General features: G+C 66.2%; 25 protein-coding genes. 9 read left to right on the top strand and 16 right to left on the bottom strand.

What is annotated here, in order from left to right:
- Positions 1-91 precede the first annotated feature (91 nt).
- Positions 92-1,210, top strand: a complete 1,119-nt coding sequence (gene serC / locus ACOGXH_RS06850) for a phosphoserine transaminase (RefSeq protein ID WP_419930337.1) — start codon at positions 92-94, stop codon at positions 1,208-1,210.
- Between the two features lie 2 nt (positions 1,211-1,212).
- Positions 1,213-1,773 carry a YqgE/AlgH family protein gene (locus ACOGXH_RS06845; protein WP_419928363.1) on the top strand — a complete coding sequence of 187 codons (561 nt, stop codon included), beginning with the start codon at positions 1,213-1,215 and terminating at the stop codon, positions 1,771-1,773.
- 13 nt (positions 1,774-1,786) lie between these two features.
- Here the strand turns inward: ACOGXH_RS06845 and ACOGXH_RS06840 are convergent, their stop codons facing one another.
- Genes ACOGXH_RS06840 through ccmA form a run of 9 tightly spaced genes read right to left on the bottom strand, consistent with a single transcriptional unit; the run spans position 1,787 to position 8,835 of the window.
- A complete protein-coding gene (locus ACOGXH_RS06840) occupies positions 1,787-2,881 on the bottom strand; it encodes a tetratricopeptide repeat protein (protein ID WP_419928362.1) in 1,095 nt (364 codons plus the stop codon).
- Positions 2,874-3,365 (bottom strand): cytochrome c-type biogenesis protein, encoded by a 492-nt coding sequence (locus tag ACOGXH_RS06835; RefSeq protein ID WP_419928361.1) that lies wholly within the window; start codon positions 3,363-3,365, stop codon positions 2,874-2,876. The genes ACOGXH_RS06840 and ACOGXH_RS06835 overlap by 8 nt, the downstream gene beginning before the upstream one ends.
- Entirely contained in the window at positions 3,362-3,949 is a 588-nt protein-coding gene (locus ACOGXH_RS06830) for a TlpA family protein disulfide reductase (RefSeq protein ID WP_419928360.1), read from the bottom strand. The genes ACOGXH_RS06835 and ACOGXH_RS06830 overlap by 4 nt, the downstream gene beginning before the upstream one ends.
- The gene (locus ACOGXH_RS06825) at positions 3,942-5,933 is read right to left on the bottom strand and encodes a heme lyase CcmF/NrfE family subunit (RefSeq protein WP_419928359.1); all 1,992 of its coding nucleotides are present in this window, start codon (positions 5,931-5,933) and stop codon (positions 3,942-3,944) included. Before ACOGXH_RS06825 ends, ACOGXH_RS06830 begins: the two co-directional genes overlap by 8 nt.
- Positions 5,934-5,970: 37 nt before the next feature.
- Positions 5,971-6,525 (bottom strand): cytochrome c maturation protein CcmE, encoded by a 555-nt coding sequence (locus ACOGXH_RS06820; RefSeq protein ID WP_419928358.1) that lies wholly within the window; start codon positions 6,523-6,525, stop codon positions 5,971-5,973.
- Entirely contained in the window at positions 6,518-6,664 is a 147-nt protein-coding gene (locus ACOGXH_RS06815) for a hypothetical protein (protein ID WP_419928357.1), read from the bottom strand. The genes ACOGXH_RS06820 and ACOGXH_RS06815 overlap by 8 nt, the downstream gene beginning before the upstream one ends.
- On the bottom strand, positions 6,661-7,473 hold the full coding sequence (ccsA, locus tag ACOGXH_RS06810; RefSeq protein WP_419928356.1) for a cytochrome c biogenesis protein CcsA: 813 nt from the start codon (positions 7,471-7,473) through the stop codon (positions 6,661-6,663). The genes ACOGXH_RS06815 and ccsA overlap by 4 nt, the downstream gene beginning before the upstream one ends.
- Positions 7,470-8,138, bottom strand: coding sequence for a heme exporter protein CcmB (locus ACOGXH_RS06805; RefSeq protein ID WP_419928355.1), 669 nt, complete (start codon positions 8,136-8,138; stop codon positions 7,470-7,472). The genes ccsA and ACOGXH_RS06805 overlap by 4 nt, the downstream gene beginning before the upstream one ends.
- A complete protein-coding gene (gene ccmA, locus ACOGXH_RS06800) occupies positions 8,128-8,835 on the bottom strand; it encodes a heme ABC exporter ATP-binding protein CcmA (protein WP_419928354.1) in 708 nt (235 codons plus the stop codon). Before ccmA ends, ACOGXH_RS06805 begins: the two co-directional genes overlap by 11 nt.
- A 231-nt stretch (positions 8,836-9,066) precedes the next feature.
- Between ccmA and ACOGXH_RS06795 the strand changes: the two genes are divergently transcribed.
- The 3 genes from ACOGXH_RS06795 to ACOGXH_RS06785 are packed head-to-tail and all read left to right on the top strand — an operon-like array spanning position 9,067 to position 12,060.
- Positions 9,067-10,074: a D-2-hydroxyacid dehydrogenase gene (locus ACOGXH_RS06795; RefSeq protein WP_419928353.1), complete on the top strand. Its 1,008-nt coding sequence runs from the start codon at positions 9,067-9,069 to the stop codon at positions 10,072-10,074.
- Complete coding sequence (locus tag ACOGXH_RS06790) at positions 10,071-11,276, top strand: CaiB/BaiF CoA transferase family protein (protein ID WP_419928352.1); 1,206 nt, start codon at positions 10,071-10,073, stop codon at positions 11,274-11,276. The genes ACOGXH_RS06795 and ACOGXH_RS06790 overlap by 4 nt, the downstream gene beginning before the upstream one ends.
- A gap of 52 nt (positions 11,277-11,328) precedes the next feature.
- Positions 11,329-12,060, top strand: a complete 732-nt coding sequence (locus ACOGXH_RS06785) for an SCO6745 family protein (RefSeq protein WP_419928351.1) — start codon at positions 11,329-11,331, stop codon at positions 12,058-12,060.
- Here the strand turns inward: ACOGXH_RS06785 and ACOGXH_RS06780 are convergent.
- From ACOGXH_RS06780 to ACOGXH_RS06765, 4 genes are read right to left on the bottom strand one after another with little or no spacing between them, the layout of a single operon-like run.
- Complete coding sequence (locus ACOGXH_RS06780; RefSeq protein WP_419928350.1) at positions 12,057-13,718, bottom strand: AMP-binding protein; 1,662 nt, start codon at positions 13,716-13,718, stop codon at positions 12,057-12,059. The two genes, ACOGXH_RS06785 and ACOGXH_RS06780, sit on opposite strands and share 4 nt — an antisense overlap.
- A gap of 33 nt (positions 13,719-13,751) precedes the next feature.
- Positions 13,752-15,290, bottom strand: coding sequence for a DUF5719 family protein (locus ACOGXH_RS06775; protein WP_419928349.1), 1,539 nt, complete (start codon positions 15,288-15,290; stop codon positions 13,752-13,754).
- Positions 15,287-18,145, bottom strand: a complete 2,859-nt coding sequence (locus tag ACOGXH_RS06770) for a glycosyltransferase (RefSeq protein WP_419928348.1) — start codon at positions 18,143-18,145, stop codon at positions 15,287-15,289. The genes ACOGXH_RS06775 and ACOGXH_RS06770 overlap by 4 nt, the downstream gene beginning before the upstream one ends.
- A gap of 8 nt (positions 18,146-18,153) precedes the next feature.
- Positions 18,154-18,507, bottom strand: coding sequence for a hypothetical protein (locus ACOGXH_RS06765; protein WP_419928347.1), 354 nt, complete (start codon positions 18,505-18,507; stop codon positions 18,154-18,156).
- A gap of 108 nt (positions 18,508-18,615) precedes the next feature.
- Between ACOGXH_RS06765 and ACOGXH_RS06760 the strand changes: the two genes are divergently transcribed.
- From ACOGXH_RS06760 to cofE, 4 genes are read left to right on the top strand one after another with little or no spacing between them, the layout of a single operon-like run.
- Positions 18,616-19,542: a GDP-mannose 4,6-dehydratase gene (locus ACOGXH_RS06760; protein WP_419928346.1), complete on the top strand. Its 927-nt coding sequence runs from the start codon at positions 18,616-18,618 to the stop codon at positions 19,540-19,542.
- The gene (gmd, locus tag ACOGXH_RS06755; RefSeq protein WP_419928345.1) at positions 19,535-20,518 is read left to right on the top strand and encodes a GDP-mannose 4,6-dehydratase; all 984 of its coding nucleotides are present in this window, start codon (positions 19,535-19,537) and stop codon (positions 20,516-20,518) included. Before ACOGXH_RS06760 ends, gmd begins: the two co-directional genes overlap by 8 nt.
- A gap of 13 nt (positions 20,519-20,531) precedes the next feature.
- Positions 20,532-21,503 carry a 2-phospho-L-lactate transferase gene (gene cofD / locus ACOGXH_RS06750; RefSeq protein ID WP_419928344.1) on the top strand — a complete coding sequence of 324 codons (972 nt, stop codon included), beginning with the start codon at positions 20,532-20,534 and terminating at the stop codon, positions 21,501-21,503.
- On the top strand, positions 21,500-22,195 hold the full coding sequence (cofE, locus tag ACOGXH_RS06745) for a coenzyme F420-0:L-glutamate ligase (protein ID WP_419928343.1): 696 nt from the start codon (positions 21,500-21,502) through the stop codon (positions 22,193-22,195). Before cofD ends, cofE begins: the two co-directional genes overlap by 4 nt.
- Here cofE and ACOGXH_RS06740 read toward each other — a convergent pair.
- From ACOGXH_RS06740 to ACOGXH_RS06730, 3 genes are all read right to left on the bottom strand, one after another.
- The gene (locus ACOGXH_RS06740) at positions 22,192-23,175 is read right to left on the bottom strand and encodes a sugar phosphate nucleotidyltransferase (protein WP_419928342.1); all 984 of its coding nucleotides are present in this window, start codon (positions 23,173-23,175) and stop codon (positions 22,192-22,194) included. The genes cofE and ACOGXH_RS06740 overlap by 4 nt on opposite strands.
- An 18-nt stretch (positions 23,176-23,193) precedes the next feature.
- Complete coding sequence (locus ACOGXH_RS06735; protein ID WP_419928341.1) at positions 23,194-23,958, bottom strand: hypothetical protein; 765 nt, start codon at positions 23,956-23,958, stop codon at positions 23,194-23,196.
- A gap of 62 nt (positions 23,959-24,020) precedes the next feature.
- Entirely contained in the window at positions 24,021-25,277 is a 1,257-nt protein-coding gene (locus ACOGXH_RS06730; protein ID WP_419928340.1) for a glycosyltransferase family 4 protein, read from the bottom strand.
- Between the last annotated feature and the right edge of the window lie 22 nt (positions 25,278-25,299).

The following is a 25,299-nucleotide window of genomic DNA, read 5'->3' as shown; positions in this document are numbered from 1 at the left end:
ACACCGCCGCTGGGAAGTCGGCGTTCAATTTCCAGTGGGCCGATCAACGCCGGTTGAGCCTCTGGCGTCGGTATCGTGGGGCTTCGTGAGCATTGTTGCCCAAACCCCCGCAATCACCATCCCTCCCGACCTGCTGCCCGAAGACGGCCGCTTCGGCAGCGGGCCGTCGCGGGTGCGACCGGAGGCCGCCATGGCCCTCGCCGAGGCAGCCGACGACTTCCTCGGCACCAGCCACCGCAAGGCCACCGTGAAAGACGTGGTACACCGGCTCCGGGCCGGGGTGGCCGAGCTGTTCTCGCTGCCCGACGGCTACGAGGTGGTGCTGGGCAACGGGGGCACCACCGGGTTCTGGGACGCCGCCATCTTCAATCTGATCGAGTCCCGCAGCCAGCATTTGAGCTTCGGGGCGTTCTCGGCGAAGTTCGCCGCCGGGGTGTCCGCCGCCCCCCATCTGCAAGAGCCGGTCATCATCAGCTCCGAGGTCGGCACCCATCCTGAGGCGGTGGCCGACCCCACGGTGGATGCCTATGCCCTGACCCACAACGAGACCTCCACCGGGGTGTCGATGGAGCTGCGCCGTCCGGCTGATGAAGGCCTCGTGCTGGTGGACGCCACCTCGGGCGCCGGCGGGCTGCGATTCGACCCCGCCGAGACCGACGTCTACTACTTCGCCCCCCAGAAGTGCCTGGCCGCCGACGGCGGACTATGGCTGGCCTGCTGCTCGCCCGCCGCGGTGGAGCGCATCGAGCGGATTGCGGCGGGCGACCGCTGGATCCCCCCGTCCTTGAACCTGGCCATTGCGCTCGGTAGCTCCCGCAAGGACGAGACGTACAACACCCCGGCGCTGGCCACCGTGTTTTTGGCCGTACACCAGGTGGAGTGGATCAACGACAACGGCGGGCTGGAGTGGGCGGCAACCCGCTGCGACCAGTCGGCCGACATCATCTACACCTGGGCCGAGAACCGCGGCTTCACCACCCCATTCGTGTCTGACACCGCCATTCGCAGCCACGTGGTGGCCACCATCGACTTCGACGGAGTGTCGGCCGACGAGGTGGCCGCCGTGTTGCGAACCAATGGGATTGTCGACGTGGAGTCGTACCGGGCGCTGGGCCGTAACCAGCTCCGGGTGGCTCTGTTCCCGGCCATTCCCCCCTCGGATATCGCCGCCCTGTGCGGCTGCATCGACTACGTGGTGGAGAATCTGTAGCAGTGGACGCGGGGGCCGACACCACCGGGAAGCTGTTGGTGGCCACCCCGCTCATCGGCGACGGGAACTTCGAGCGAACCGTGGTGCTGATGCTGGCCCACCAGGAGGAGGGCGCCGCCGGTGTGGTGTTGAATCGCCCCTCGGGAATGCTGGTCAGCGATGCCCTCCCCCAATGGGCCCCGCATCTGGCCCCGCCGCCCACCATGTTCATCGGCGGCCCGGTGTCCAACGAGTCGGTGGTGGCCCTGGCCCGAGTACGACAAGACCCCGACCAAGGGTGGTGGACCCCCGTACTCGGCCCGGTGGGCACCCTCGACCTGGAAGCCGACCCCGAAGAGGTGGCAAGCGCAGTCGACGCCGTCCGCCTGTTCGCTGGCTACGCCGGCTGGTCCCCGGGCCAGCTCGAAGACGAGATCGAATCAGCCGCCTGGTTTGTGGTCGACGCCGACCCCGCCGACCTCCTCACCGAAAGCCCCGGCGACCTCTGGCCCACCGTCCTCGCCCGCCAGCCCTCCCCCCTCTCCTGGTTCGCCCAATACCCCACCCACCCCAGCCATAACTGACCGGTGGATAACGTCAGCCCAGACGCGACCGGAGGTCGGCGGCGAGGCGGGCGATCTCGGGAGAAGGATTGAGGGAGTCGAGGTGGTCGAGGTCGGCGCGGGCTTGGTCGGTTTGGCCGAGGCCGGCGAACAGCCAGGCTCGCCACAGTCGGGCTTCGGGGTGATTGGGGGTGGCTTCCACCGCCCGGTTGATGCGGCGGGCACCCTCGGCAAACTGATCGTCGAGGCCGGTCTGCGTGAGCATCACCCCGCTATAGGTCAGAGCCCCGGGGTGGTCGGGGTCATCGGCCAACACCGCCTCATACACTCGCAGCGCCAGCGCGGGGTCGCCCTGTGAGGGCGTGGTCGGATCCCACAGGGCACGGGCCGCAGCCACCGCGTCGTTGGCAGAAAGCCCAAGGTCGGCCAGAGTCTGGAACTGTTCTTGGCCCTGCAACACGATCTGGCAAAGAGCGATGTTGGTGCGCAAGCCCTGGGTTTCCACTAGCTGGCTGATGAACTCTGGGGGATTGGTGGCATCGAAGGAAGCCAGTTCCGCCGCCGCACCGGAGCAGTCGCCGGTGCGGTAGAGCAGGATGGCTCGAAACGCCCGGGCATCGGGATATTCGGGCGCGGCTACCACGGCATCGGCCAGAATATCGGCGGCCTCGGCCTCCTGGCCTTGCAGAGCCAAGAACCAGCCCTTGTAGGCCAGCGCAGTGGGATTGGTCGGCGAGCGCTCCAACACCCGGTCGTAGATGGCAATGGCCTCCGCCAAGTCTCCGGCCGCGGCCGACTCCTCGGCATTCCTCAATAGGCTGGGAACGCTGGCCACCGCGTCGTTGCCGGTGATGGTGTCCCCCGAATGGCGCGACCCCACCGCCCGGGCCAGAAACACCCCGGCAAGCACTCCCACCACAACCAGCCCCGCCACAGCCGCGATCAGCTTCCCCCGCCCCTTGCCTTCTGCCCCCTCGGATCCCGGCTGACCACGTCGAAGTACCTGAGCGGCCTGGCGGGTATAGCTCCGACTCAGAACCTGATGGTCTTCGGGCTCCAGATCGCCGGCGGCCAACTCCTCATCTAGGTCATCCAGCGACTCCAGCCAGAACTCCCGCTCATCATTCATCGCGCCGCTCGCTCGCTCCGGCGCGGGCGGATTCAACCAAGGCACGATCCTCGTCTGAGACTTCTTCACCAGCCGTGCTGGCCCGGCGCCACCGGCTCAGCGTTGCCGCCAGCAGCCCGACGCCAACCACCAATCCCACCACCGGAATCACCCAGACCAGCCCGCTCACCCCCGATGTCGACGGTGTCAAAACCACCCAATCCCCGTATCGCTCGGCGAACCGGGTTCGGATGTCGTCGTCGCTGTAGCCGGCCACGACAAGGCGGCCGATCTCAGCCCTGATCTCCCGGGCGATGGCCACGTCGGACTCCACCACCGACTGTCCAACGCATTGAGGACAGGCGATGGTGGCGCCGATGTCGTGGGCTCGTTCGGCGTTGGTGCGGTCGTCCCGCCCGTCAACCACCCCGAACACCAGCATGGTGGCCAGCGACACCCCCACCAGCAGCCAAGACAAGAGCACCTTTCGCCGCCGGGAGATCATGCGCCCGCTCCCGCCCGCACCAACTGGTTCTCGAGTCCGGCCAGGGTGACGCCGCCAGTGAACTTGGCCACCACCCGTCCGAGGGGATCCACCAGATAGGTCTCTGGCACCGCGGTCACCCCGAAATCGATGGAAATCCGACCGGTGTTGGTGATCACCACCGGCCAGTCGCCGCCCCGCTCGGTAAAGAACTGGGCGATGATCTCCACATCGTCTTGGAAGACCACGCTCACCAGGCGGATATTGGGATCGTCGCGGTAGCGGTCGTGAAAGGCCACCAATTCGGGATGCTCCACCACGCACTGCACGCACCAGGTGGAGAAGAAGTTGACGACCACCCATCGGCCTCGCTGCTCGGCCATGTCGAAGCTGCCCCCCTCCAGGGTCTCTCCGGCGAACTCGGGGGCGAAGTCGGGCACCGGCGGCCCCCTCCGGTCGCGCTCAGACACCGCGAGCACCACAACAAGGGCCACAGCCAGCAGGCCTACGACCAGCACCACCCATCGAACCGTCCGCAGCCGCGCCGGCTGGTCTGGCTGGTCGGAATCGACCGGCTGATCGGCGGGCGGCGTCTGCTCAACCAACCGGCACTCCGTCGTCTCGAAGGGAGCCGTCTCGCAGGGGGCGGTCTCGCAGGGGAACTCCCGACACCGGCGCTGACACCGGTTGGGTGGGCGAGCGGCGGCGGCCAGGGTAGGCCGAGAACACCGCGCCCAACAGCATGATCCCGCCGCCGATCCACAGCCACAAGGTCAGCGGCTGCACGGTCACCCGCAACCCGGCGGGGCCTCCGGGGCCGTCGGGCAGATCCAGCACCGCCACTTGGATGTCGCGCACCGGCGACGACTTGGTTCCGGGCGTGCGCACAATACCGCCGTTGGCAAACCGGCTCACCCCCGGCCGAACCACCGAGCCGTCTACCAGCACCACCGCCTCCACTTTGGTCTTGTTGTCGAACACCTTCTCCTGGGTGCCCACGAAGACGATCTCATGGCCGCTGACGTAGGCCGTTTCCCCTGGTGCGACGGTCAGCTCGCTCTGGTGCAGGTAGCTATTGCTGGCAGCCAGCGCCACCGCCACCACCACCACGCCGATGTGTACCACCATCCCGCCGTTGGCCCGGCCCACCAGCCCTCGCCACCCCTGGCGCCGGGCGGCCAACACCAGCTGGCGCACCGCGGCTCCCCCTGCGAACCCGGCCAGGCCAAAGGCCAGCAGCGGGGCCAACCCCCTCGCCCCCACCAGCAGGGCGATCAACAACCCAGCCGCCGCGGCCCATCCCGGCCACATCAGACGCTCCGACAGCCGCTCGGCGGTGGTTTTGCGCCACGGCAGCACCGGGGCCACCGCCATCAGAAACAACAACAGCAACCCGACGGGCATGGTCATCTGGTCGAAGAACGGAGTGCCCACGCTGATCCGATCGCCGTTCACGGCCTCCACGATCAGCGGGAACACCGTGCCCAGCAGCACCACGAAGGCGAACACCCCGAACAGCAGGTTGTTGGCCAAAAACGAGGCCTCCCGCGACATTGCCGAGTCGATCTGCCCCGGCGAGCGCAGCCGGTCGCCCCGCCAGGCGATCAGCCCCACGGTGACCACAACCACGATGGCGAAGAACACCAGCAACGCGGGGCCCACTGCATCAGCCGAGAAGGCGTGGACCGAGTCAACCAGGCCTGAGCGGGTCAAGAAGGTGCCCAGGATGGTCAGCGCGAAAGTGGCGCACACCAGCGACAGATTCCACACCCGCAGCATCCCCCGGCGCTCTTGCACCATCACCGAGTGCAAGTAGGCGGTACCGGTGAGCCACGGCAGCAGCGAGGCGTTCTCCACCGGGTCCCAGCCCCAGTAGCCGCCCCAGCCCAGAACGTCCCACGACCACCACGCCCCCAAGATGATCCCCGCGGTGAGGAAGCCCCAGGCGAACAGAGTCCAGCGGCGGGTCTCGATCAGCCACCCCTCCCCCAATCTCCCGGTGGCCAGCGCGGCGATTGCGAAGGCGAAGGGCACGGTGAACCCCACATAGCCCAGGTACAGCATCGGGGGATGCACCGCCATCAGCCAGTGGTTCTGCAACAGCGGGTTGGGGCCGGGGCCGTTGTAGCCCGGCGGCACGTCTACCTTCCTGAAGGGCTGGGCTAGATCCAGGTTGGGCCAGTTGAACATCAGCACGAAGAAGAAGAGGCACACGATGAACAGCACCGCCATGGCCCACCCCACCAGCGGATCGTGGAGGCGATGGCGGAACTTCACCGCCACCAGCACCAGATACCCAGCCAGGATGAGGGCCCACAGCAGGATGGAGCCCTCCAGGGCGGCCCACAGGGTGGCCACGTTGAACAGGGCGGGGGTGGCGTGGCTGCCGTTCTCGGCCACGTACGACACCGAGAAGTCACGGGTGATGAGGGCTCGCTCCATGGCGAACACCGACAAGGCGGCCCCGCCCAGCACCAGCCAGGCACAAAGCTGCACCCTGTCGAGCCGGCGGGCGGCCACCATCACCACCCCAATGGCCGACGAGGCCATCGCCACCGAGATGCCCAGAACCCCCAGGGTTATGTTCACTGCCTCAGCTCACCTTTCGCGAGGCAGCGGCGGCCAGTCACTCGTACTGCCCGCGCTCTTCGGCGTCGTCGATGCGGTCTTGGTTCTCCACCCGGTAGTCGTTGTCGTGCTTGACCAGCATCCGGTCGCTGGCGAAGTACCAGCCGTCGTCGGCCGCCCGGGCATATTTACTGCTCATTACCCAATGGCCGTCGATCACCACCGGCACCTCGGGCTGGAACTGGTCTGACACCCCGCCGGTGTGGACCACGTCGGCTACCACCCCGTCGAGGGTCACCGAAAAGGCTACCGCGGGGCGGCCGTCGTCCAGAGTGATGTTCTGCGGCGTCCCGCTCACCGGGGAGCCGATCATCCGGAACCGGTCGTCGCCCAGCTCCTCCCGGCGCTCCACCGCATCGTCCACCTCGCGGAACACCAGGGTGGCGTCGGCCAGCACCCGCCATAGCACGATGCCAATCACCACCGCCACCAAGGCCACCACCAGAACCGGTCCCCACCGGCGAATGCCCCGACGGGCAGGACGGCCCGGCCGGGGGCTGAGGTCCATGGGCTCGCCCGGGTCGACAGCTTCTTCGGTGGGGGTGTCAGTCATCGGGCATCATCCAGCGACGGCGGTTCTCGGGCACCCGTCGGCTCAGCGACCGGCCTCGCCATAGCACCCACCCGGCATAGGCCAGCACCGCGCCCACCGAAATGCTCCAGCCGGCTATGAGGTAGCCCACGTGGGTCATGGCTGCTCTCCTTCGTGGCCAGCCCCGTTGGCCTCGGCCCGCCGCTCCGCCAGAGCTTCCTGCACTTCTAGCTCTTCGATCTGACTCTCCAGGTAGGCGGTGCGGAAGCGGTGTAGCAACAGCCAGGCGAAAAGCGCCATGCCCACCGCGAACGAGAACGACAGGGTGAACAGCGTCTCGTCTCGGATCTTGCGGGCGGTGAGCGTGGACTGCTGGTGCAGGGTGCGGTTCTCCCACCAGTCCACCGACCGGTTCACGATCACGATATTCACCGCTCCCACCAGGGCGATCACTGCCGACCGGCGGGCCTTGACCGCGACGTCGGCGGGAATGCGCCGCACGGCCAGATAGCCGATGAACACCAGCACCATCACTAAAGCGGTCACCAGCCGGACGTCGCCCCACTCCCACCAGGTCTGCCAGGTGGGGCGGCCCCAGATAGAGCCGGTCACCAGGGTCAGCACCCCGAACACCACCCCGATCTCGGCCGAGGAGTGGGCCATCATGTCCCACCAGTCGGTGCGCCACCGCAGATAGGCCAGGCTGGCCAGGAAAGTCAGCCCAAATCCGGTGTAGGCCAAGATGGCCGACGGCACATGCACGAACATGAGGCGCACCGCGTCGAATTGGCCCACCACGTCGCCCTGTTCGGTGATACGGGTGTCCTCGGGCACCCAGGCGAAGGCCAGCGCCACCAACACCGCAAAGCCGGCCAGCGTTAGCCAGCCCAGAACCCTGGTGGCCCGCGACGACGTTGTCGCCGGGACTACGGCTCTGTTGGCCGGTGACGACGCGGTGGCTGTGCTCACGCTTCCTCCAAGAGAGCCCCGTAGCTCAAGGCTCCGAACACCCCATAGATTGCGGCGAAACCGGCCAAAAGGCCCAACCAGGCCCAACCTTCGGCGCCAGCAACTCCGAACGCGTCTTGAAATGCCCGGGTGGCACCGATGAGCACCGGGGCCACCACCGGCAACAACAGCACCGGCAGCAGCGTTTCCCGCACTCCGAGTCCAGCGACCAGCGCCCCATAGAGAGTGCCGGCGGTAGCTACTCCGGCCGCGGCGGCCAGACCGGCGCACACCAGCAAGCCGTACCGATGCACAGTCACGTCGAACAGCAGCACCACACCCGCTCCCAACAGCACCTCCAGCACCACCAGCTGCATGGCGATTGCTGCGGCCTTGCCTCCGAACACCGCGATGGGGTCGATACCCGACAACAGCAGACGGTCGGCCGCTCCGTCGGCCAAGTCCACCGCGAAGGAGCGGCCGATGGCCAGCAGGGAGGCCAACAGCACTGTCACCCAGAACAGCCCGGGGGCATAGGTGCGCAGAGCCTCCTGGTTGGTGTCGAGTGCGAAGGCGAACAGCACCAGAACAGTCACCGCAAACGGCACAATCTGATTGAGGCCCACCCGAGAGCGCAGCTCGATCCGCAGGTCCTTGCCCGCAATCAGCCACGCGTCACGAAACACGGCGGTCATCCTCCGCATCAGACGGGTTGTTCTGGTTCTGCGGATCAGCCGACTCATCCGCAGTGCGCACCATCCCGCCCACCACGCTCACCACCCGGGGCTCCAGCACCGCAATGCGCTCCAACTCGTGGGTGGCCAGCACCACGGTGGCACCGGCCGCCGCCGCGCCCCGCACCAGCGTGTCCACGGTGTCGCGCGACTGCTGGTCCAACCCGGCGTGGGGCTCGTCCAGCAGCCAGAGCTCAGGCCGGCGCACTACTAGCGAGGCGATAGAGGCCCGCCGGCGCTGTCCGGCCGACAGTCGGCCCACCCGGGTGTCGGCTAGTCGCCCGGTGAGCGAGAGTCGCTCCATAGCCTCGTCGACATCTTGGCGGCTAGCCCCGGCTGCTTGAGCCCAGAAACTCACGTTCTCGGCCACGGTGAGATCGTCATAGAGCCCGGTGCGGTGGCCCAACAGCGCCACCCGGCGCCGCACCATACGGCGCTCTTCATTGAGATCGTGGCCCAGCACCCACCCCTGGCCTGAGGCCAGCGAGCACAACCCGGCGCACAGGCGCAACAGGGTGGTCTTGCCCGCCCCGTTTGGCCCTTTGAGCAGGACGATCTCCCCCGGCGAGATGTCGAGATCAACTCCGGCCAGGGCGGGAAACCGCCCCAATAACGTCACAGCGGCCCGGAGCCGGACAGCAGATTCCACAACTCCATTCAGGCTACAGGGGTGCTCTCCTATCCCAGAAACTAAGGAGTTGGGGGAATCGGCCTCTCCTGCGAGCCAAAATCCAGCCAGAGATTCAAATAATTTGAAAGACAAGAAAATTGCTTGCCCATGAGCAGGTGCCGGGCTAGGTTTCGGAACTAGCCCTGATGGGCGGGGAGGTTGGAGCTCCCCGCCCTAAGGATGGCCCGTCAATCCCATAGCATCCACGATGTGTTCGCACTGATGACCGAGAAGGCCTACGGGCAACACCGGTCCCATTTCGATGCGCTCGACCAAGAGGGCCATGGCCTCCAATGGCTTCGCCTGGCCGACGACGGCCAGCTCGACGGCCCGCCCGATGCCCATCCCGAGGTGGGATGGCTGTCGAGTGATGTGTTCTTCGGAGGGCTGGTCGAGCGGTTCTTCGAGATTGCGGAGAGCGCCCCTGATTTCCGCTGGCTTCAGTCGGCCGCCGCCGGGGTGGACCTGGACGGGTACGAGCGATTGATGGATCGAGGCGCCCGGATATGCAATGCCCACCTCACCGCCATCCCCATCGCCGAGTACGTGCTAAGAGCAGTGCTCGATGTGTTCCAGGACGCCGGGCGCTGGCGAGCGGCCCAAGCCGATGGCCGCTGGAAGCACCACAATTTCCGAGAGGTGTGGCGATCCCGGTGGCTGATTATCGGGCTGGGGGCCATCGGCGCAGAGACGGCCCGCCGGGCCCGGGCGTTCGAGGCCCACGTGACCGGCGTGCGCCGCCGCCCCTCTGGCGACGAGCCGGTTGATGCCATGATCGCCCCGGACGATGTGCCCGGCGCTCTGCCAGAGGCCGACGTGGTGGTGCTGGCCGCGCCCGCCACTCCCGACACCGAGAAGCTGGTTGACGACGCCTTTCTGTCGGCATTGAAACCGGGATCGGTGCTGGTGAACATCGCCAGAGGCAAGCTGATCGACGACGAGGCCCTGCTGCGGGCCTTGGACGGCGACCGCCTGGCCGCTGCGGTCTTGGATGTGTTCAACACCGAGCCCCTGGAGCGAGACCACCCGTATTGGACTCACCCCAAGGTGGTGCTCACCCCCCACTCCTCCGGTGGGGGTATAGGGCGGTGGGAGCGGGGTGCCGAGCTGTTCTGCGACAACCTTCGCCGCCTGCTGGCCGGTGAGCCCCTCGTCAACGAGGTGACCACGATGGAGCTCCTCACCACCGACCTTCCCTTCGCCTTGGGCCAGCAATGAGCCAACCACGAGGCGCTCTCGACGGACTCCGGGTGCTGGACATCTCGTCGTTTCTGGCTGCTCCCCAAGTGGCCACCTTCTTGGGCGACTTCGGCGCCGATGTCATCAAGATCGAACCGCCCTCGGGCGAGGCCTTGCGCCGCATCGGGGCCAGCCGAAACGGAGAGTCGCTGGTGTGGGCCATGGTGTCACGCAACAAGCAGGTCATCACCTGTGATCTGAACCGGCCCGAGGGACGCGACATCCTCCGCCAGCTGGTAGCGGAGGTCAATGTGCTGGTCCACAACTACTCCCCGGCCATGCTGGAACGCTGGGACTGCACCTGGGAGCAGCTTCGGGCTCTCAATCCCAACCTGGTAATGGTTTCCGTCAGCCCCTACGGCCACACCGGCCCGCTGGCCGACCGCCCCGGTGCAGGCACCATGGCCGAGGCCTTCGCCGGGCTCACCCACATGACCGGTGAGGTCGACGGTCCGCCCATGCTCACCTCCATCCCGTTGGGCGACACCCTCACTGGGATATTCGGCCTCATCGGCGCGCTGGTGGCCTGCTACGGCCGGGATGTGAACGGCCTCGGCGGCCAACACGTGGACGTGTCGATGTACGAGCCCATATTGACCCTGATGGGCAGCACCCTGGCCGCCTGGGACCCCGACGGCCACGAGCCGCCCCCGATGAGGTTTGGCTCCCGCCTGGAAACCGGCGTCCCCCGCAACATCTACCGCACCGCCGACAATCGCTACCTGTGCCTTTCAGGCACCACCGACCGCCAGGTGGAGCGCATCTTGGCCCTGACCGGGCGAGACGGCCCCGAAGACCAGGCCAAGTTCGCCCGCATGGCCGACCGCCTAGCCCACAACGACGAACTCGACAAGTTGGTTGCCGACTGGATCGCCCAACGCTCCCTGGAGGAGGCCATCGCCGTCTTCGTCGAAGCCCGCATCCCAGTGGCCCCGGTCCATGACTTGCCCGGCCTACTGGCCGACGCCCAGGTCCGCGCCCGAAACAGCGTCATTCTCGTCGACCACGACGTGCTGGGATCCGTGCCCATGGTCACCCCCGCACCCATCCTGAGCGAAACCCCCGGCACCATCGGCCACCCCGGCCCCCCCATCGGCGCCCACAACGCCGAGGTCTACGCCGAGCTCCTGGGCTGGGACGCCGACCGGCTGACCCAAGCCCAAGCCGACGGGCTGATCTGACTATCCTTCGCCCACCCCTTCAAGACGCGCCCGGCGCAGAAAGGTGCAGACGATGACCCCAGAGGAAGTGGCTGCTGCCACTGCAACCCCCGTTGGCGCCCTAGGGCGCGACTTTTTCTTTTCCGATGTTGTCCGGGAGACCATGGCCGAACATGGATTCACCGGCCTACCGGGCTATGTGGGGGCCCGAGGCGGAGTGCTGGGGGACGTGTCCGCCGACGTGGTGGTATCGGCGTTCGCCCTGTTCAATCCGGCCATTGTCGAATTGGGCTGGAACCAGACCAAAGAGCAGGGATCGCCGTCTGATGCCGCCGCGGCCTTTACGGTCGGCCTAAGCCGGTGGGCAAGCGGCACCTTCGCACACCTCGATGGGCTGGATGAATTTGCTGCCGCCGCCCGAACCGTGTTCGACGCCACGGTGCCGATGAGCCAGGCTCTGTACGCCGGGTGGCGGGCCATGCCGGTGCCTGATGATCCGGCAGCAGCTACCGCTTTGGCTCTCCATATTTTGCGAGAGCTGCGGTTTGGGTTCCACATCCATGCACTGAGCGCGGTGGGCATGACCCCTCTAGAGGCCGTAGTTGCCCGGTCCGGACCCCAGCAAGCCCAGTTGTTCGGCTGGAGTGAGCCGTTTCCCGACCCCGAATCCCTTAAGGCCAGGCATAAGCAAGCCGAGGAGACCACCTCGGCTCGGATGAACGAGGTCTACGAGTCCATCGACGCCAGCCAGCGGGCCCATGTGGCCGCCACTGTTGGGGCCATAGCCGAAATCGCTCTCGGCTAGACGTCCAATACCGACAATCGGCCCCGGACCTCGAACTCTGTTCTGATCGCCCCAACATCATCCGAATCCAGCCGGCGATAGCCCTCTCCGTCGCGCACCCAGGTCTCGTCGTCCGATTCCCAGCGCTCCCGGCGCAGAGTGCGCTTGAGGATCTTGTTGGTCTCGGTCTGGGGCAGGGTCTCAGCCCAGCGAACATAGCGGGGAGCCCATTTGGTGCCCAGGTCGTCTTGGCCGGCCAGAAATTCCTCAAATCCCTCGGGGTCGAAGACCGATCCCGGGCGGCGCACCACCGCGGCCATCACGTCGTCGCCCACCGATGGGCTGGGCACGGCATAGACCGCAGCCAAGTCGATATCGGGGTGGCGCACCAGAATGCGCTCCACTGGGGCAGCCGCGAAGTTCTCCCCGTCCACCCGCAGCCAGTCGAAATTGCGGCCCGCGAAATACACAAACCCATCGGCGTCCCGATAGGCCAGATCTCCCGACCAGTAGATGCCCCCATGGGTGCGCTCCTCGTCGGCTTCGGGGTTGTTCCAATAGCCCTCGAACGTGGGTGCCGACACCATAGACACCAACTCGCCGATGGCCGCATCGGGATTAAGCAGCTTGCCGGCGTCGTCGAACACGGCCAGCGACGCCTCCTCACCGGTATCGGGATCGAGGATCTTCACGGATTCATCGGCCCGCCCCAAGGCATTGGGCGGGGTGTCGGGAGTGCGGCTTACAGCCACGCCACCTTCAGTGGAGCCGTAGGAGTCCTCCACCGGTACCCCGAATCGGCGGGAGAATCTCTCCAAGTCATGCACTGCGCCCTCGTTGCCGAACACGATACGCAAGGTGTTGTCGGTGTCGTCGGGCTGCTCGGGGGTGGCCAGGATGTAGGTGAGGGGCTTACCCACGTAGTTGAAATATGTGACGCCGAAGCGGCGCACATCGGGCAGAAAACCTGATGCCGAGAAGCGACGTCGGAATGCCCCGACACCCCCCGCAGTCAGACACGGCACCCACCCGGCCATCAGCGCGTTGGAGTGGAACATGGGCATGGCCTGGTAGAACACGTCGCCGGAAGTGAGCTTCCGCATTTCGGTGATCACCTCGCCGATCCGGGCCAGACGGGCCTGCGAGCAGATGGCCGCCTTGGGGTCGCCGGTGGTGCCCGAGGTGAACAGCAGCAGATAAGGAGCTAGCGGATCGATGTCGGCATCAGGAGGCTCAGTGCCGGAATATGGCGCCAGCGCGGCAGCCCACTCTGGGGAGTCCACATCCAGCACCCGGCCGTTGGCCGCGCCCAGTTCCAAGCCCTCCAACAGCCCACGGTGGCGGCTCTCGGTGATGATCATGTCGCAGTCAGCATGGGTGATGTCGCGGGCCAGCTCCGCGCCCTGCCGGGTGGGGTTGATACCCACCACCGCCGCCCCGGCCACCGCCGCCGCCCCAAGCAGCATCGAGTACTCCGGACCGTTGTCCAACAGCGCACCGACATGGAACGGCCCATCGGACCGGCGCTCCAACAGCAAGCGGGCACGGGCCACGCATCCGGCAGTGAATTCCCGATAGGTGTAGTGCTCGTCCTCGAACAACATGGCCAGGCTGTCGTCGTCAGCCCGCCTCAGCACCAAGTCTCGAACGGTGGGGAGGGTTTCGGCAGGGGCGTCCACAATCGAGGATCGTAGACAGGCCGAGAGGGCCTGCTAAAACGCGGACGGGTCGAGCAGGATGAGATCCAGGGGGATCGACAAGCCAGAGGCCATTCCCGTCCCGGTCCGAGCCAACAGCGAGCGGGAGACAACCACCGGCTGGCTGGCCTCCACCAGCAGTGCGAATGAGCCACCTTCAGTCAACCGGTCAACCGGGACGACCAGGCGGCTGTGCGGGGCCACCTCTCGGGGATCGAGCTGGGCGATGGGAGTGATTCTCCCCTCGGCAACCCTCGACACTGTTACCTGGGCAATGGAATCAGGCGAGGCGTTGACCACCACTAACGCCACGTCAGCGTCACCGGCCCCATTCCATGCAACCAGGTGGCTCCTAGCATGTACTGGCGTCCCGACGGTTGCCGCCACCCCCGCAGGAGACGATGCGGCCGGCGCGGCCACCACCCGCTCGGCCACAATCGGAACCCCGTTGTACACCTGCACAGCAGCCCAGAACCCAACGCCTTCGGCCAGAGATTCCCCTGCGCCATAGGCAAAGGGCGCGGACGGCAGGGGGTAGGACCCCCGGCTCCCGAAAACGAGGGCCACTCTCTGCTGGGCTGGCACCCTTATCTCAAACGGTGGCAATGCGTAGCCGACTTCGGTGGGATCCAATCGGAGCCTGACGTCGGCGGCCGCCTCCCGATCGGTCGGGTTGTACAAGACGATGTGCTCGGCCACCCCCGGGTCGGCCGGCCCAGTGGGAAAGACCCATTGTGTCTGGGTTTCCGGCACCCCCGGCCCGGCCGTCAGCCCCTCCAGCCCCTCACTGCCATCGAACAGCTGGAGCTTCCCGGCGATTATCCGCCCAACCTGGGTCTCCACGGTGGTGGAGACTGACGAGAACCGAGGCACCAAGTCGGTGGCATTCACGACTACCAGCGACCGGGCCGGGATCAGTACACCGCGAAGGGCATGCGGTTCCCGGAGCCCTTCATCGGTGGAGAACGTGAACTTCACCACCGCCCTCTCTGGAAAGGGGTTGAAGAGGGTGAAGACAAGGCGGGCGTCCCGCCGAGTCGATCCGGCCGCGAAGTACCAGACCTCTGAGGAGCGGGAGGCGCAAGGGACGACGTCCATGCCGGTGGGCCCCTGCACCCGTTGCTCCACCACAACCGAGCCGGAGTCCACCTCCACCAGTGCGGCGGTGTATTGCGACTCCACGATCTCGGCCAGTCGGAGGGAGTACTGTGATCGTGCCGGCACGTCCAGCAGCACCCTTTCGGGATTCGCCCGGGGCGATACCGATCCGATCGGCGTCGCCGGAAAGACCGATATCTCCGCAGCGACCGCAACCCCGGTGGGATTCGCCACAGTGACTGTGTGGTCGGCGAACTCGCCTGGAAGCGAGGTTCCCTCGGAGCAGTACCAGACACCCCCTTGGGCGTCCGGTCCGGGCGCCGCGCTGATTGCATCCCGGCTGGGCTGGACCAATCCCCCGTCAGCGTCGTCATCGCTGCGGTCGGCCACCGCCAGCCCGATCACCGTCGCCAGGGCAATCACCACCAAGGGCCAGCGCATCACCCGCCCGCTCACAGAACAGACCTCTCATCGGCCAAATCGGGGAAACTCGTCCGGCGACGCTTGTCGCCGGTGCTGAGCCGGGCTATCCCCACCAGGCCCACTACCCACAGCGCGATCTGCACCGACAACAGCAACCGGTTCAGGTCCGAGTTCCCGTCATCGGGCGGGAGGCCGATAGCGGCGCGGAGGTCCTCGGGACTTGCCGCCGTGTTGTGGTAGGTGGCTATGCCCGCAGTGAGTCCGCCCGGCACCAAGTCGAGTTGGCTGTCGAGTATGTCGAATAACCACTCGGGAGCGATTTGTGACAACTCGCCGTAGGGCGGGGCGGCCAAGCGCTCCGGCACCAAAATGGTCCCGATCCCCCACCGGGACAACTCGGCGCCCAGGCGGCTGGTGCCCGAATCCGGTGCTTGCAGCACGGCATCTGCCACTTGGCTGGTGCGGTCGTCCAATCGACCGACCCAGCGCTGGGCCACTGAGGGAAATTCCATCCCATCGGAAATCGCGAACGACAGGTGTCCGTCCAGCTTCCAACTGGCCAGCGGCAGCACGTCGGGATGGCCCAACCAGAGAACCCGATACTCAGCGGTCCCATCTTCGTCGGAGAACGGAGCAACTTCGGAGTAGTCGTCGCGGGTTGCGTTCCAGTCGCCACCCGAAACGACAGCCAGGGCCGGCAGCATTCCGGCCACCAACGCGGCGACGGCGGTGAAGGGCACAACCTGACGCCACCCGAAGCGATGGCGGCGAATGTCTACCAGGAAAGCGGCCACCCCCATTGACACCGCAATGGCCAATCCCACCGCGCCGGGAACTTGTATCACCTCGGGCCGGGGCAAGGGCACCGGCGACCAGTCCTGCTCGGCCACGAGAGCCACCGCGGCGGTGCCCAGGTACAGCGTCCACCCTCGTACCGCCCATGCCAGCCGAGAGTCATGGGCCAAAGCGAGAGGGAGCACCGCGGCCACCGGCAGAGCCCAGCCAAGGCGATTGTCGCCGAATGGCCCGGTATCGAAACGCAGGATCTCCGCCCAAGAATTCCCCCCGTTTCCCCCCGGCCGATCGCCTAGCAACGTGGGCAGGCTGTCGACCAGCCAAGGCAGGTTCAAAACCGCGGCCACCGCCGCTCCAGCCACTGCCACCGCCACCATGCGAGTCATGCCAGCGGAGGTTCCGGCGATGAGAGAACCCAGAATCAGACCGGCCAGCAAGAGGCCCATGACGACAAGAGCCTCAGAGGCCAGCGCACCGGCCAGGCCGAACAGCAGCCCCACCGCCAGGGCCTCCCGCCCATACGAGGGAGGGCGCAAACCCGGCCCCGGGCTTCCCCCCACCGTCCCATAGGGGGCCAGGCACGATCCGGCCAACACGGCGCGCAGGAGCCAGGGCACCGCCCCGTACATGAGCAAGGCGCTCCAAGCCCCGTTGGCCAGTGCGTTGTAGGGGACCGGATTGGCGACATACACCGCGAGCGCCACACCTTGGATCCACAAGGAGTCGAAGGGGCGCATGAGCCGCCACAGCCCCAGCGCTCCCAGCGGAACCATGCCGACGATCAACACTGTGCGCAGCAGATCGGTCTGACCCAAGAACAGCCAGCTCAGCAGGGTCAAAACTCCTAAGCCGGTGGGAGCGAATCCGTCCTGCCCCAGCCCCACGGGCCTAGAGTCGCTCCACCAGTTGCTCAAGAGATCAGAACTCGACCCCAGCAGGGCCATATCGCCCACCGCGGGAATGCTCCCGGCAACCAAATCCCGAGCCCCGAGCAAAACCAAGATCAGGGTGGCGATCCCCACAAGCACCGAGACTCTGGACCGGCTCAACCGGGCCACCAGGGTGCTCTTGGTCGAGTCCCCGCCTGCCGCACTGCTCCTCCAACTCGCCAATGAGGTGGCCAGAGGGGCAAGGCCCCGGGACTGCGAAAGGCGGATGTGGGGATCCCCTACGTGGCGGGATTGGCCGACGGCCTGCCGTTTTCGCCGTATCGAGCCCAATCGGACCAGGTTGTATCCCCACGATGCTGCGATCTGGCGGGCCCTGCTGAGATGCCCGGTTGCCAGCGCGGCCAGCAGCTCGACAGCCGACAGCGCCATTGCCTGGGGAATCACCCGGACCGAATGCCAGGCTCCGTAAACCGAAAGCAGGGTTCGAATCCGATGGCGGCGAAACAGCCGTTCGGTTTGGGTTCGGGAAATGCGATCGGCCAGCCGCTGGCGATGGCGGACCACCGCGGTCGGGACCACCATGACACGCGCCCCCACCGTACGAGCCCTCCAACACAAGTCGACATGCTCGTAGCAGAACGACATCTCCGGGTCGAAGCCGCCGACGGCTTGAAAGAGGTCGCCGCGCACCAGCACGCATCCTCCCGGAACCGCAAACATCTCCTGGACGACATCGTGCTGCTCTTGGTCGAGTTCGCCTACCTCGACCGAGGGATTCGAAACCCCGGTCTTGTCCACAATGAGGCCGACCTGGAGAATGCGGCTTGGGTCGTCCCAGTCCACGTACTTGGGACCGACAATTCCTGCGTTGGAGCGCACCGCCTCATGGGCCAGCAGTCGCAGGGTGTTCGGCGCCAGTGCCACATCATCGTGGCAGAACACGAAGAAATCAGGAGCAGGGTTGGCGTCCACCAGTACCTGGTTGGCCGCGGGGCCGAATCCGGGATTGGAGTCGAGCCGGTGGACCACAGCCTGGGGCAAGAAGTGCTGCACCCGTGCCGTGGAGTCCGAATCGCTGCCGGCGTCCACCACAGTCACATCCACTACGGGAAGATCTTGCGCGGCAATCGACTCCAGCGTCTCGTCGAACCACAGACCAGGATCGTGGCTCACGATAACCACGTGGATCCTGAATTCGGCCATGGCCTCCATCAGGCTTTGTCAGTGTTGCGGCTAACGAACTCCCGCAGCGCCTCAGCCAGGCCCGGGGCCTGCTCAACTGCATCCGAAAGCACCTTCAGCACCGACTCGGGAACCTGGCCCGCCAGTTCACCGACCGCGTTGCGCACGTCGTCAGGCACTTGGTCAGTCAAGTCGGAGAAGGCGTCTCGCAGTTCTTCGGGCAGCTGCTCAACCAGGTCCATTCGGGCGGCCTGGACCCGGTTGATGACCAGCAGACCGAGTCCCACCGCGGTGTAGATGCCATTGCGAATGCATTCAACCAGCGGGTCTTCCTCTGACCCTGGCTCCTCGACCGGCTCGTCAACTGGCTGCGGATCGCCCACCTCAACACCGTACCGGCCCGTCCTGCAACAAAAGAGGCATGCCGCAGAGCTCTTGGCATCCGCCATCGGGCACAGCAATTGCACTCAAGAAGTGGCACACTCGTTGCGATGCGAGCCCTGGTCACCGGGTCGCGGGGTTTTGTTGGGACGCACCTAGTCGCTCATCTGAATGCCTGCGCCGACGACGTAATCGAGGTGGATCGGGTGATCGGAAGTCCTCCCATCGAGGACGCAGGCGCCATTGCCGAACTGATCGCCGAAACCAAGCCCGATGCGGTGTACCACCTGGCCGGCCAGAGCGACGTGGCCGCCTCGTGGAGCGATCCGATGGGTACATTCCTGGTCAACGCCGATGGCACCCTCCATGTCGTGCGAGCCTGCATCGACGCCGGTGTCGAGCGGCTGCTGGCCGTCACCAGCAGCGACATCTATGGGATGGTCGGGCCTGACGAGCTGCCCATCACCGAACACGCCCCCCTCCGCCCGGTCAATCCCTATGCCGCCAGCAAGGCTGCCGCCGAAATGGTGTGCATTCAGGGATACTTGGGCCACGGGCTCGGCGTCATCCGAGCCCGAGCGTTCAACCACTTGGGCCCCGGCCAAAGCGAGCGCTTTCTTGCCCCGGCCCTGGCGGCCCGCATCGCCCGTAACGAGCATTCCGGCACCTCCGTGGTCCCGGTTGGGAATCTCTCGGCCCGTCGAGACTTCACCGACGTGCGCGACGTGGTCCGGGCCTACCGCTTGCTAGTGATCGATGGCGAACCGGGAGAGCCCTACAACGTGTGCTCGGGCCGAGATGTGGCTGTTTCCGAGATCGCCAAAATCCTGCTGGACCTCGCCAAGTTCCCGATGAGCCTCGAACAAGACGACCGCCTTTTCCGCCCGGTCGACTTGCCGGTGCAGCGGGGAGACAACACCAAACTCCGGGCCACCACCGGTTGGACCCCGGAAATCGACCTCTCCGATACCCTGACTGACACCCTTGAAGATGCCCGGAACGCTCAAACCAGCCAAACTGGTGATTCCCATGGCTGAGCGACGAGCGCTTATCACCGGGATCACGGGCCAAGACGGCTCGTATCTGGCTGAGTTCTTACTCGACAAGGGCTACGAGGTTGTGGGGCTGGTCCGGCGGTCGAGCATGGTCAGCTTCGAGCGCATCGCCCATCTACAGAACCAGATCACCATCGCCAGCGGTGACCTTCTAGACGAGGCCTCTCTCATCGAGGCGCTGAAGCATCACCGCCCCACTGAGGTGTACAACTTGGCGGCCCAGTCGTTCGTGCAGACCTCGTTCGGACAGGCGGTCCTCACCGGAGAGACAACCGCCCTGGGTGTTACCCGGCTGCTGGACGCCATCCGCATCGTCGACCCCTCTATTCGCTTCTACCAGGCATCCAGCAGCGAGATGTTCGGCAAAGTTCGGGAGGTTCCCCAAACCGAGGAGACCCCCTTCTATCCCCGCAGCCCATACGGGGTGGCCAAGGTGTACGGCCACTGGATCACGGTCAACTACCGGGAGAGCTACGGGTTGCACGCCAGCTCAGGGATCTTGTTCAACCACGAGTCCCCTCGGCGGGGCTTGGAATTCGTGACCCGCAAGATCACCCACGCGGCGGCTTCCATCTTTCTGGGGCGCCAGAGCGAGCTTCGCCTGGGCAACCTCGACTCCAAACGCGACTGGGGATTCGCTGGCGACTATGTGAAGGCCATGTGGCTCATGCTCCAGCAAGACGAGCCCGGTGACTACGTAGTGTGCTCCGGGGAAACCCACTCGGTGCGGGAGTTCTGTGAGCTGGCCTTCGCCCACTTGGGCATGGACTATCAGGACTTTGTGGTGATTGACGAGGCCTTCTTCCGCCCCGCCGAGGTCGACATGCTGGTGGGCAATCCCAGCCGGGCCACCTCGGTGCTGGGCTGGCACCGGGAGGTCGGTTTCCAAGACCTCGTGGCCATGATGGTGGACGCCGACTTGGACCTGCTCCAGGGGAAGCTGAAGGGGATTTCTTGACCAAACCTGTCAGATGCTGGCCCGAGCGGATTTCTTGACCCCAAGTGTGGTCACGCTTGCTGGAGGGGTGGGGGCGGCCAAGCTGCTCACCGGTTTGATCCGGGCTCACCCACCCAACGACCTGCTGGCGGTGGTCAACACCGCCGACGACACCGTGCTCCACGGCCTGCATGTGAGCCCCGACTTGGACACTGTGGTGTACACGCTGGCTGGGGCGGTCAACCCTGACGCCGGCTGGGGTCTGGCCGGTGAGACCTGGCAGGCCATGGACGCCTTGGACCGCTACGGGGGAATCACCTGGTTCCGCCTCGGCGACCGCGACCTGGCCACCCACTTGTACCGGACCCACCGATTGGGCCAAGGGGCTGACCTGGCCGCCATCACCACGGAGATCGCCGCCGCCTGGGGTTTGGAGCTGAACGTGTTGCCGGTGACCAACGATCGGATCGAGACCAGGGTCACCACTGCCGACGAGGGTGAGATCGGCTTCCAGGACTATTTCGTACGCCGCCGCCACGACGTGGCCGTATCTGCGGTTCGGGTGGAGGGCTCGGAGCGGGCCCGGCCTTCTCTGGGGCTCCTCGAGGCCCTGGCTGCGGCCAGTCTGATCATCATCGCCCCCTCCAACCCCATCGTGTCCATCGGCCCGGTGCTGGAAGTTCCCGGCGTGCGCCAGGCAGTAGCCAGCCGCCGCGACGCAGTGGTGGCGGTTTCGCCCATCGTGGGCGGCGCCGCGCTCAAGGGCCCCGCCGACCGGCTCATGCGAGAGCTCGGCCACGAGTGCTCGGTGGTGGGCGTGGCCCGGCTGTACCGGGACGTGGCCGCCACCCTGGTGATCGACGAGGCCGACGCCCACCTGGCCGGCAATGTCGAGGCGGTGGGCGTTTCCTGCGTGGTGGCCCCGACCATCATGGACGGCATAGAAGCGGCGACTGACCTGGCCCGTGTTGTCCTGGGCTGCTCGGCTGAGGGAGTCCAGACATGATGCTCGAGATATTCGGTGTGGGGGGATTGCCGGAGATCGAGGCAGGAGACGACTTGGCCGGGATGATTTCCGAGGCGGCCGATCTGGCCGACGGTGACGTGGTGGTTGTCACCCAGAAGATCGTCTCCAAAGCTGAGAACGCCATGGTGGCAGTGGACCCCGACGACCCCTTGTCGCACAAGCCAGTGGTGGAGCAGGAGTCGGTGCGGGTGCTTCGGCGGCGGGGCGATCTTGTCATCAGCGAGACCAAGCACGGATTTGTGTGCGCCAACGCCGGGGTCGACCGGTCCAATGTGGACTCCAACCAGGCCGCCCTCTTGCCCGACGACCCCGACCGCTCGGCCCGACGGATTCGCGACAGGATCAAGGCCCGCACCGGAACGGAGGTCGGGGTAATCGTGTCCGACACCTTCGGCCGGCCCTGGCGGCGGGGGGTGGCCGACGTGGCCATTGGCGTGGCCGGTGTCCGCCCCATTCTCGACCTGAGGGGGACTCCCGACGCAACTGGAAGGGAGCTCCAGGTGACCGAAGTGGCCATCGTGGACGAGCTGGCTGCCGCGGCCGAACTCGTCATGGGTAAGACCGACAACGTGCCAGTTGCCGTCATCCGGGGCATCGATCCGGCCTGGCTCGGCCCCGGGAGCATCCAAGCGGATTTGGTACGCCCTCCCAGCGAGGATCTGTTCCGCTAGTCGGCTGGCACCCGCTCGCCGGTCAAAGCCGCGGCTGGGGGAATGACAACGTCGTCGCCTACCACCGACAGGCCACTGAGGCGGGCGCTAGCCCCTATCTCAGCCCCATAGCCCACGATGGAGCGCTCCACCGTTGCTTCTGGTCCGACTTTCGCACCGGGCAGCAACGCGGAGTCGACGATCGACGCGCCAGCGTCAACAACAGCACGCTCCATAACAATCGAGCCTCGGACCGTGGCGTCGGAAGCGACCTCCGCCTCAGGGTGTGTCCAACCGCCATCGGACAGGGCCTGCTGGACCTCCAGGTAGGTCTCCGGCGTGCCAGCATCCACCCAGAATCCATTCCAGGCCACGGCGTACATCCTGCCCTGTTCCACCAGACGGGGAAACACCTCCCGCTCAATGGAGGTTCGGGCACCTTCGGGGACCGAATCCAGCGCGGTGGGCTCCAGTGCATAGATCCCCACACTGATCTCGTTGCTGGGGGCCTGGTCGGCCGGGGGCTTTTCCACGAACTCCCGCACTCGGCCGCCGGGTTCACTCACCACCACGCCGAAGCGCGACGGGTCGGCCACCGGTGCCAGTGCAATGGTGGCCAGAGCGTGCTCCCGTCGATGCACGGCCAAAAGGTCTTCCAAAGGAAACCGATTGACGACGTCGCCATTCACCGCGATGAATGTGTCGTTCACCTCGGCCATCCGCGCCGCGAAAGCGATGGCCCCGGCGGTGTCCAAAGGCTCGGGCTCCACCGCGTAGAACAGCTCTACCCCGGCGCAGCGATGCTGGGGATAGGCGGCCTCGAATGCATCCGGCCGATAACCGAGAGACAGGATCGCTCGAGTGATCCCCTGCTCACCCAGACGCCCAACCACATGCTCGATCATGGGCCGGTCGACAACCGGGAGCATCTGCTTGGGGCGGGTCAGAGTCAGAGGCCGAAGTCTGGTGCCGAACCCGCCGACCAGAACAACCGCGTCCATGCAATTATTCCGCCCGGCTCAGCCGTCGTCTTCTACCCTGACGCCCGGCACGTTCTCATCGAGGTTCTCGTCGAACTCGACTGGGCCTTCGGGTTGGGAAAGGTCGGCCACCAGCGATGGTGAAACGCCAAGAAGTTCGTTGACCGTGGGGGGAAGCGGCACTACCGCGTCGCGGGGCGCCAGCGCGATGGTGAAGGCCTCACCGTCTTTCTTGAAACGGACATCTCCGAAATCTTCGTAGATGCGCTCGTCGGGCTCAGCGGCCACCGCAGTAAGGGCGTTGGACCAGCGCACAATCTGCATCACCGCTGGCTGCCCGTCGCACACCGCATCCACTGCGCTGATCACGCCGAACTCGGCCGCGGTGATCCCGTTCTGGTCCATGGTGACAAACATCGCCTCAAAGAACTTGGCCATGACCGCGTCCTCGCCAGCGGCGTTGGCGGTGAACGGGTGGATGTGGATTATCCCGTCGGAGTGGGAGTGGATGCCCTCGGGGTCATAGGGATATCCCTGGTTGTTCCTCCGGCCTTCGAATATGGACTGATGGGCACCGCTTTCGCCGTCGGTGCAATCCCACACGGTGTAGGCCGAGTGCCAGTGATCGCTGAGACCGGGGCGCGACTCGGCGTCGCGCTGGGTGCGGGCTATGGCCACTACGGCGACGCCGATCAGGATGATGAGCACCACAACAGCGGGGAAGCCGATGATCCGGCGCTGCTGTCCCAACCCGCCCATCGACGCGGCCCGCGCCACCTTTCGAGAACCAGAGGCTCTTGCCACGATTCACCACGCTACCCGGCCCGAACCCCCAACCCACACCTGTAGCTAGGGGCACACCGCTCCTACTCCAACAGCCCCCGGAACAGCTCTATGTACCGGTCGGCAACCTCTTTCGGTCCTACAGCTTGTTCAGCAAAGGCTCTCCCTCGTTGCCCCATCTCGACGAGGCCATCGCGGTCAGCGACCATCTCGGCCAGCGTCGCACAGAAGGCATCGGGGTCGTCAGGATCCACCGTGCGGCCCGCCCCTGAGTCGGCCAGCAACCGCTCCACCTCGCTTCCCCGGTCCACGCTGGCCAGCACCGGGCGGCCGGCGGCCAATACCGAATACACCTTGGAAGGCACGCTGGTGGTGCCGAGCCCAGCTCGTAGGAGCACTAGGTGCAGATCGGCGGCGGCCAACACCTCCCCGAGCCGCTCCGGCGGTTGCCATCCCACCAGGTGCAAGTTGTCCAGCTGCTCGGCCGCGTCAGCCACCGTGGCGCGGGCTACGCCGTCGCCGTTGACGACGAACTGGACGTCAGCCCGACCCTGGTCGGAAAATCGCTGTGCCGCGGCCACCACCATCTCCAAGGGCTGGGAATGGCCCAGGTTGCCGGCGTACATCACCACGGTGCTGTCGGCGCCCGCCAGACCGAGGTCAGCTCGATACGAATTGAGGCGATCCGCCGGCCTTATGCGCCCTGCGTCGGCTGTGTTGGGGATAACCACCACCTTGTCCGGGTCGACGCCGGAGCCCAGCTTTGCCCTCACGTTCTCAGCCATGCCCTCCGACAAAACGGTGACCGCCGCGGCCCGCCGGTACACCCAGCGCTCCAGTCGGGAGGCCGCGGCTGCCACTCGGGCGCCGCGCAACACGCCGGTCTCCACCGCTGCGTCGGGAAACACATCCTGCACGTTGAACACCAACGGCGCCCTCCCCCGCCAGGCGGCCGCCCTCCCCGCGGCGCCCAAGGTGATGGGGGGCGACATGGCGAACACCACATAACAGCGGCCGGCTGCGACCACAGCATCAATACCGGCCAGCGCGGTGAATCCGGCGAACCCGGCCGCACGGGCCAACAGACGTCCTTTGTTGGAGGGAAACGGGTGCCAGCGCCGGATCCGACCCCACGGCTCCTGCTGGGTGCGCACCAGCCGCCCCTTCCAACCTTCGGCCACTGCGTGATTTCGGTACCACGGAAGACTGGTGATGATCTCCACCCGGTGGCCGCGGGCCGTCCACTGCTCGCAGATGGAGGTCATCACCTCCCCGGTGGGAGCGGTGTCGGGTTCATAGTGCGGACAAAGCACCAGGATGGACAGCGATTGCTCGCTCATCTGTTCCACGCCTTGCCCAGAA

The organism is Candidatus Poriferisocius sp. (assembly GCF_965208355.1).
GTDB lineage: Bacteria > Actinomycetota > Acidimicrobiia > Acidimicrobiales > Bin134 > Poriferisocius.
Note: the sequence above shows the minus strand (reverse complement) of the source record. Positions and strands in the feature narration are given on the sequence as shown.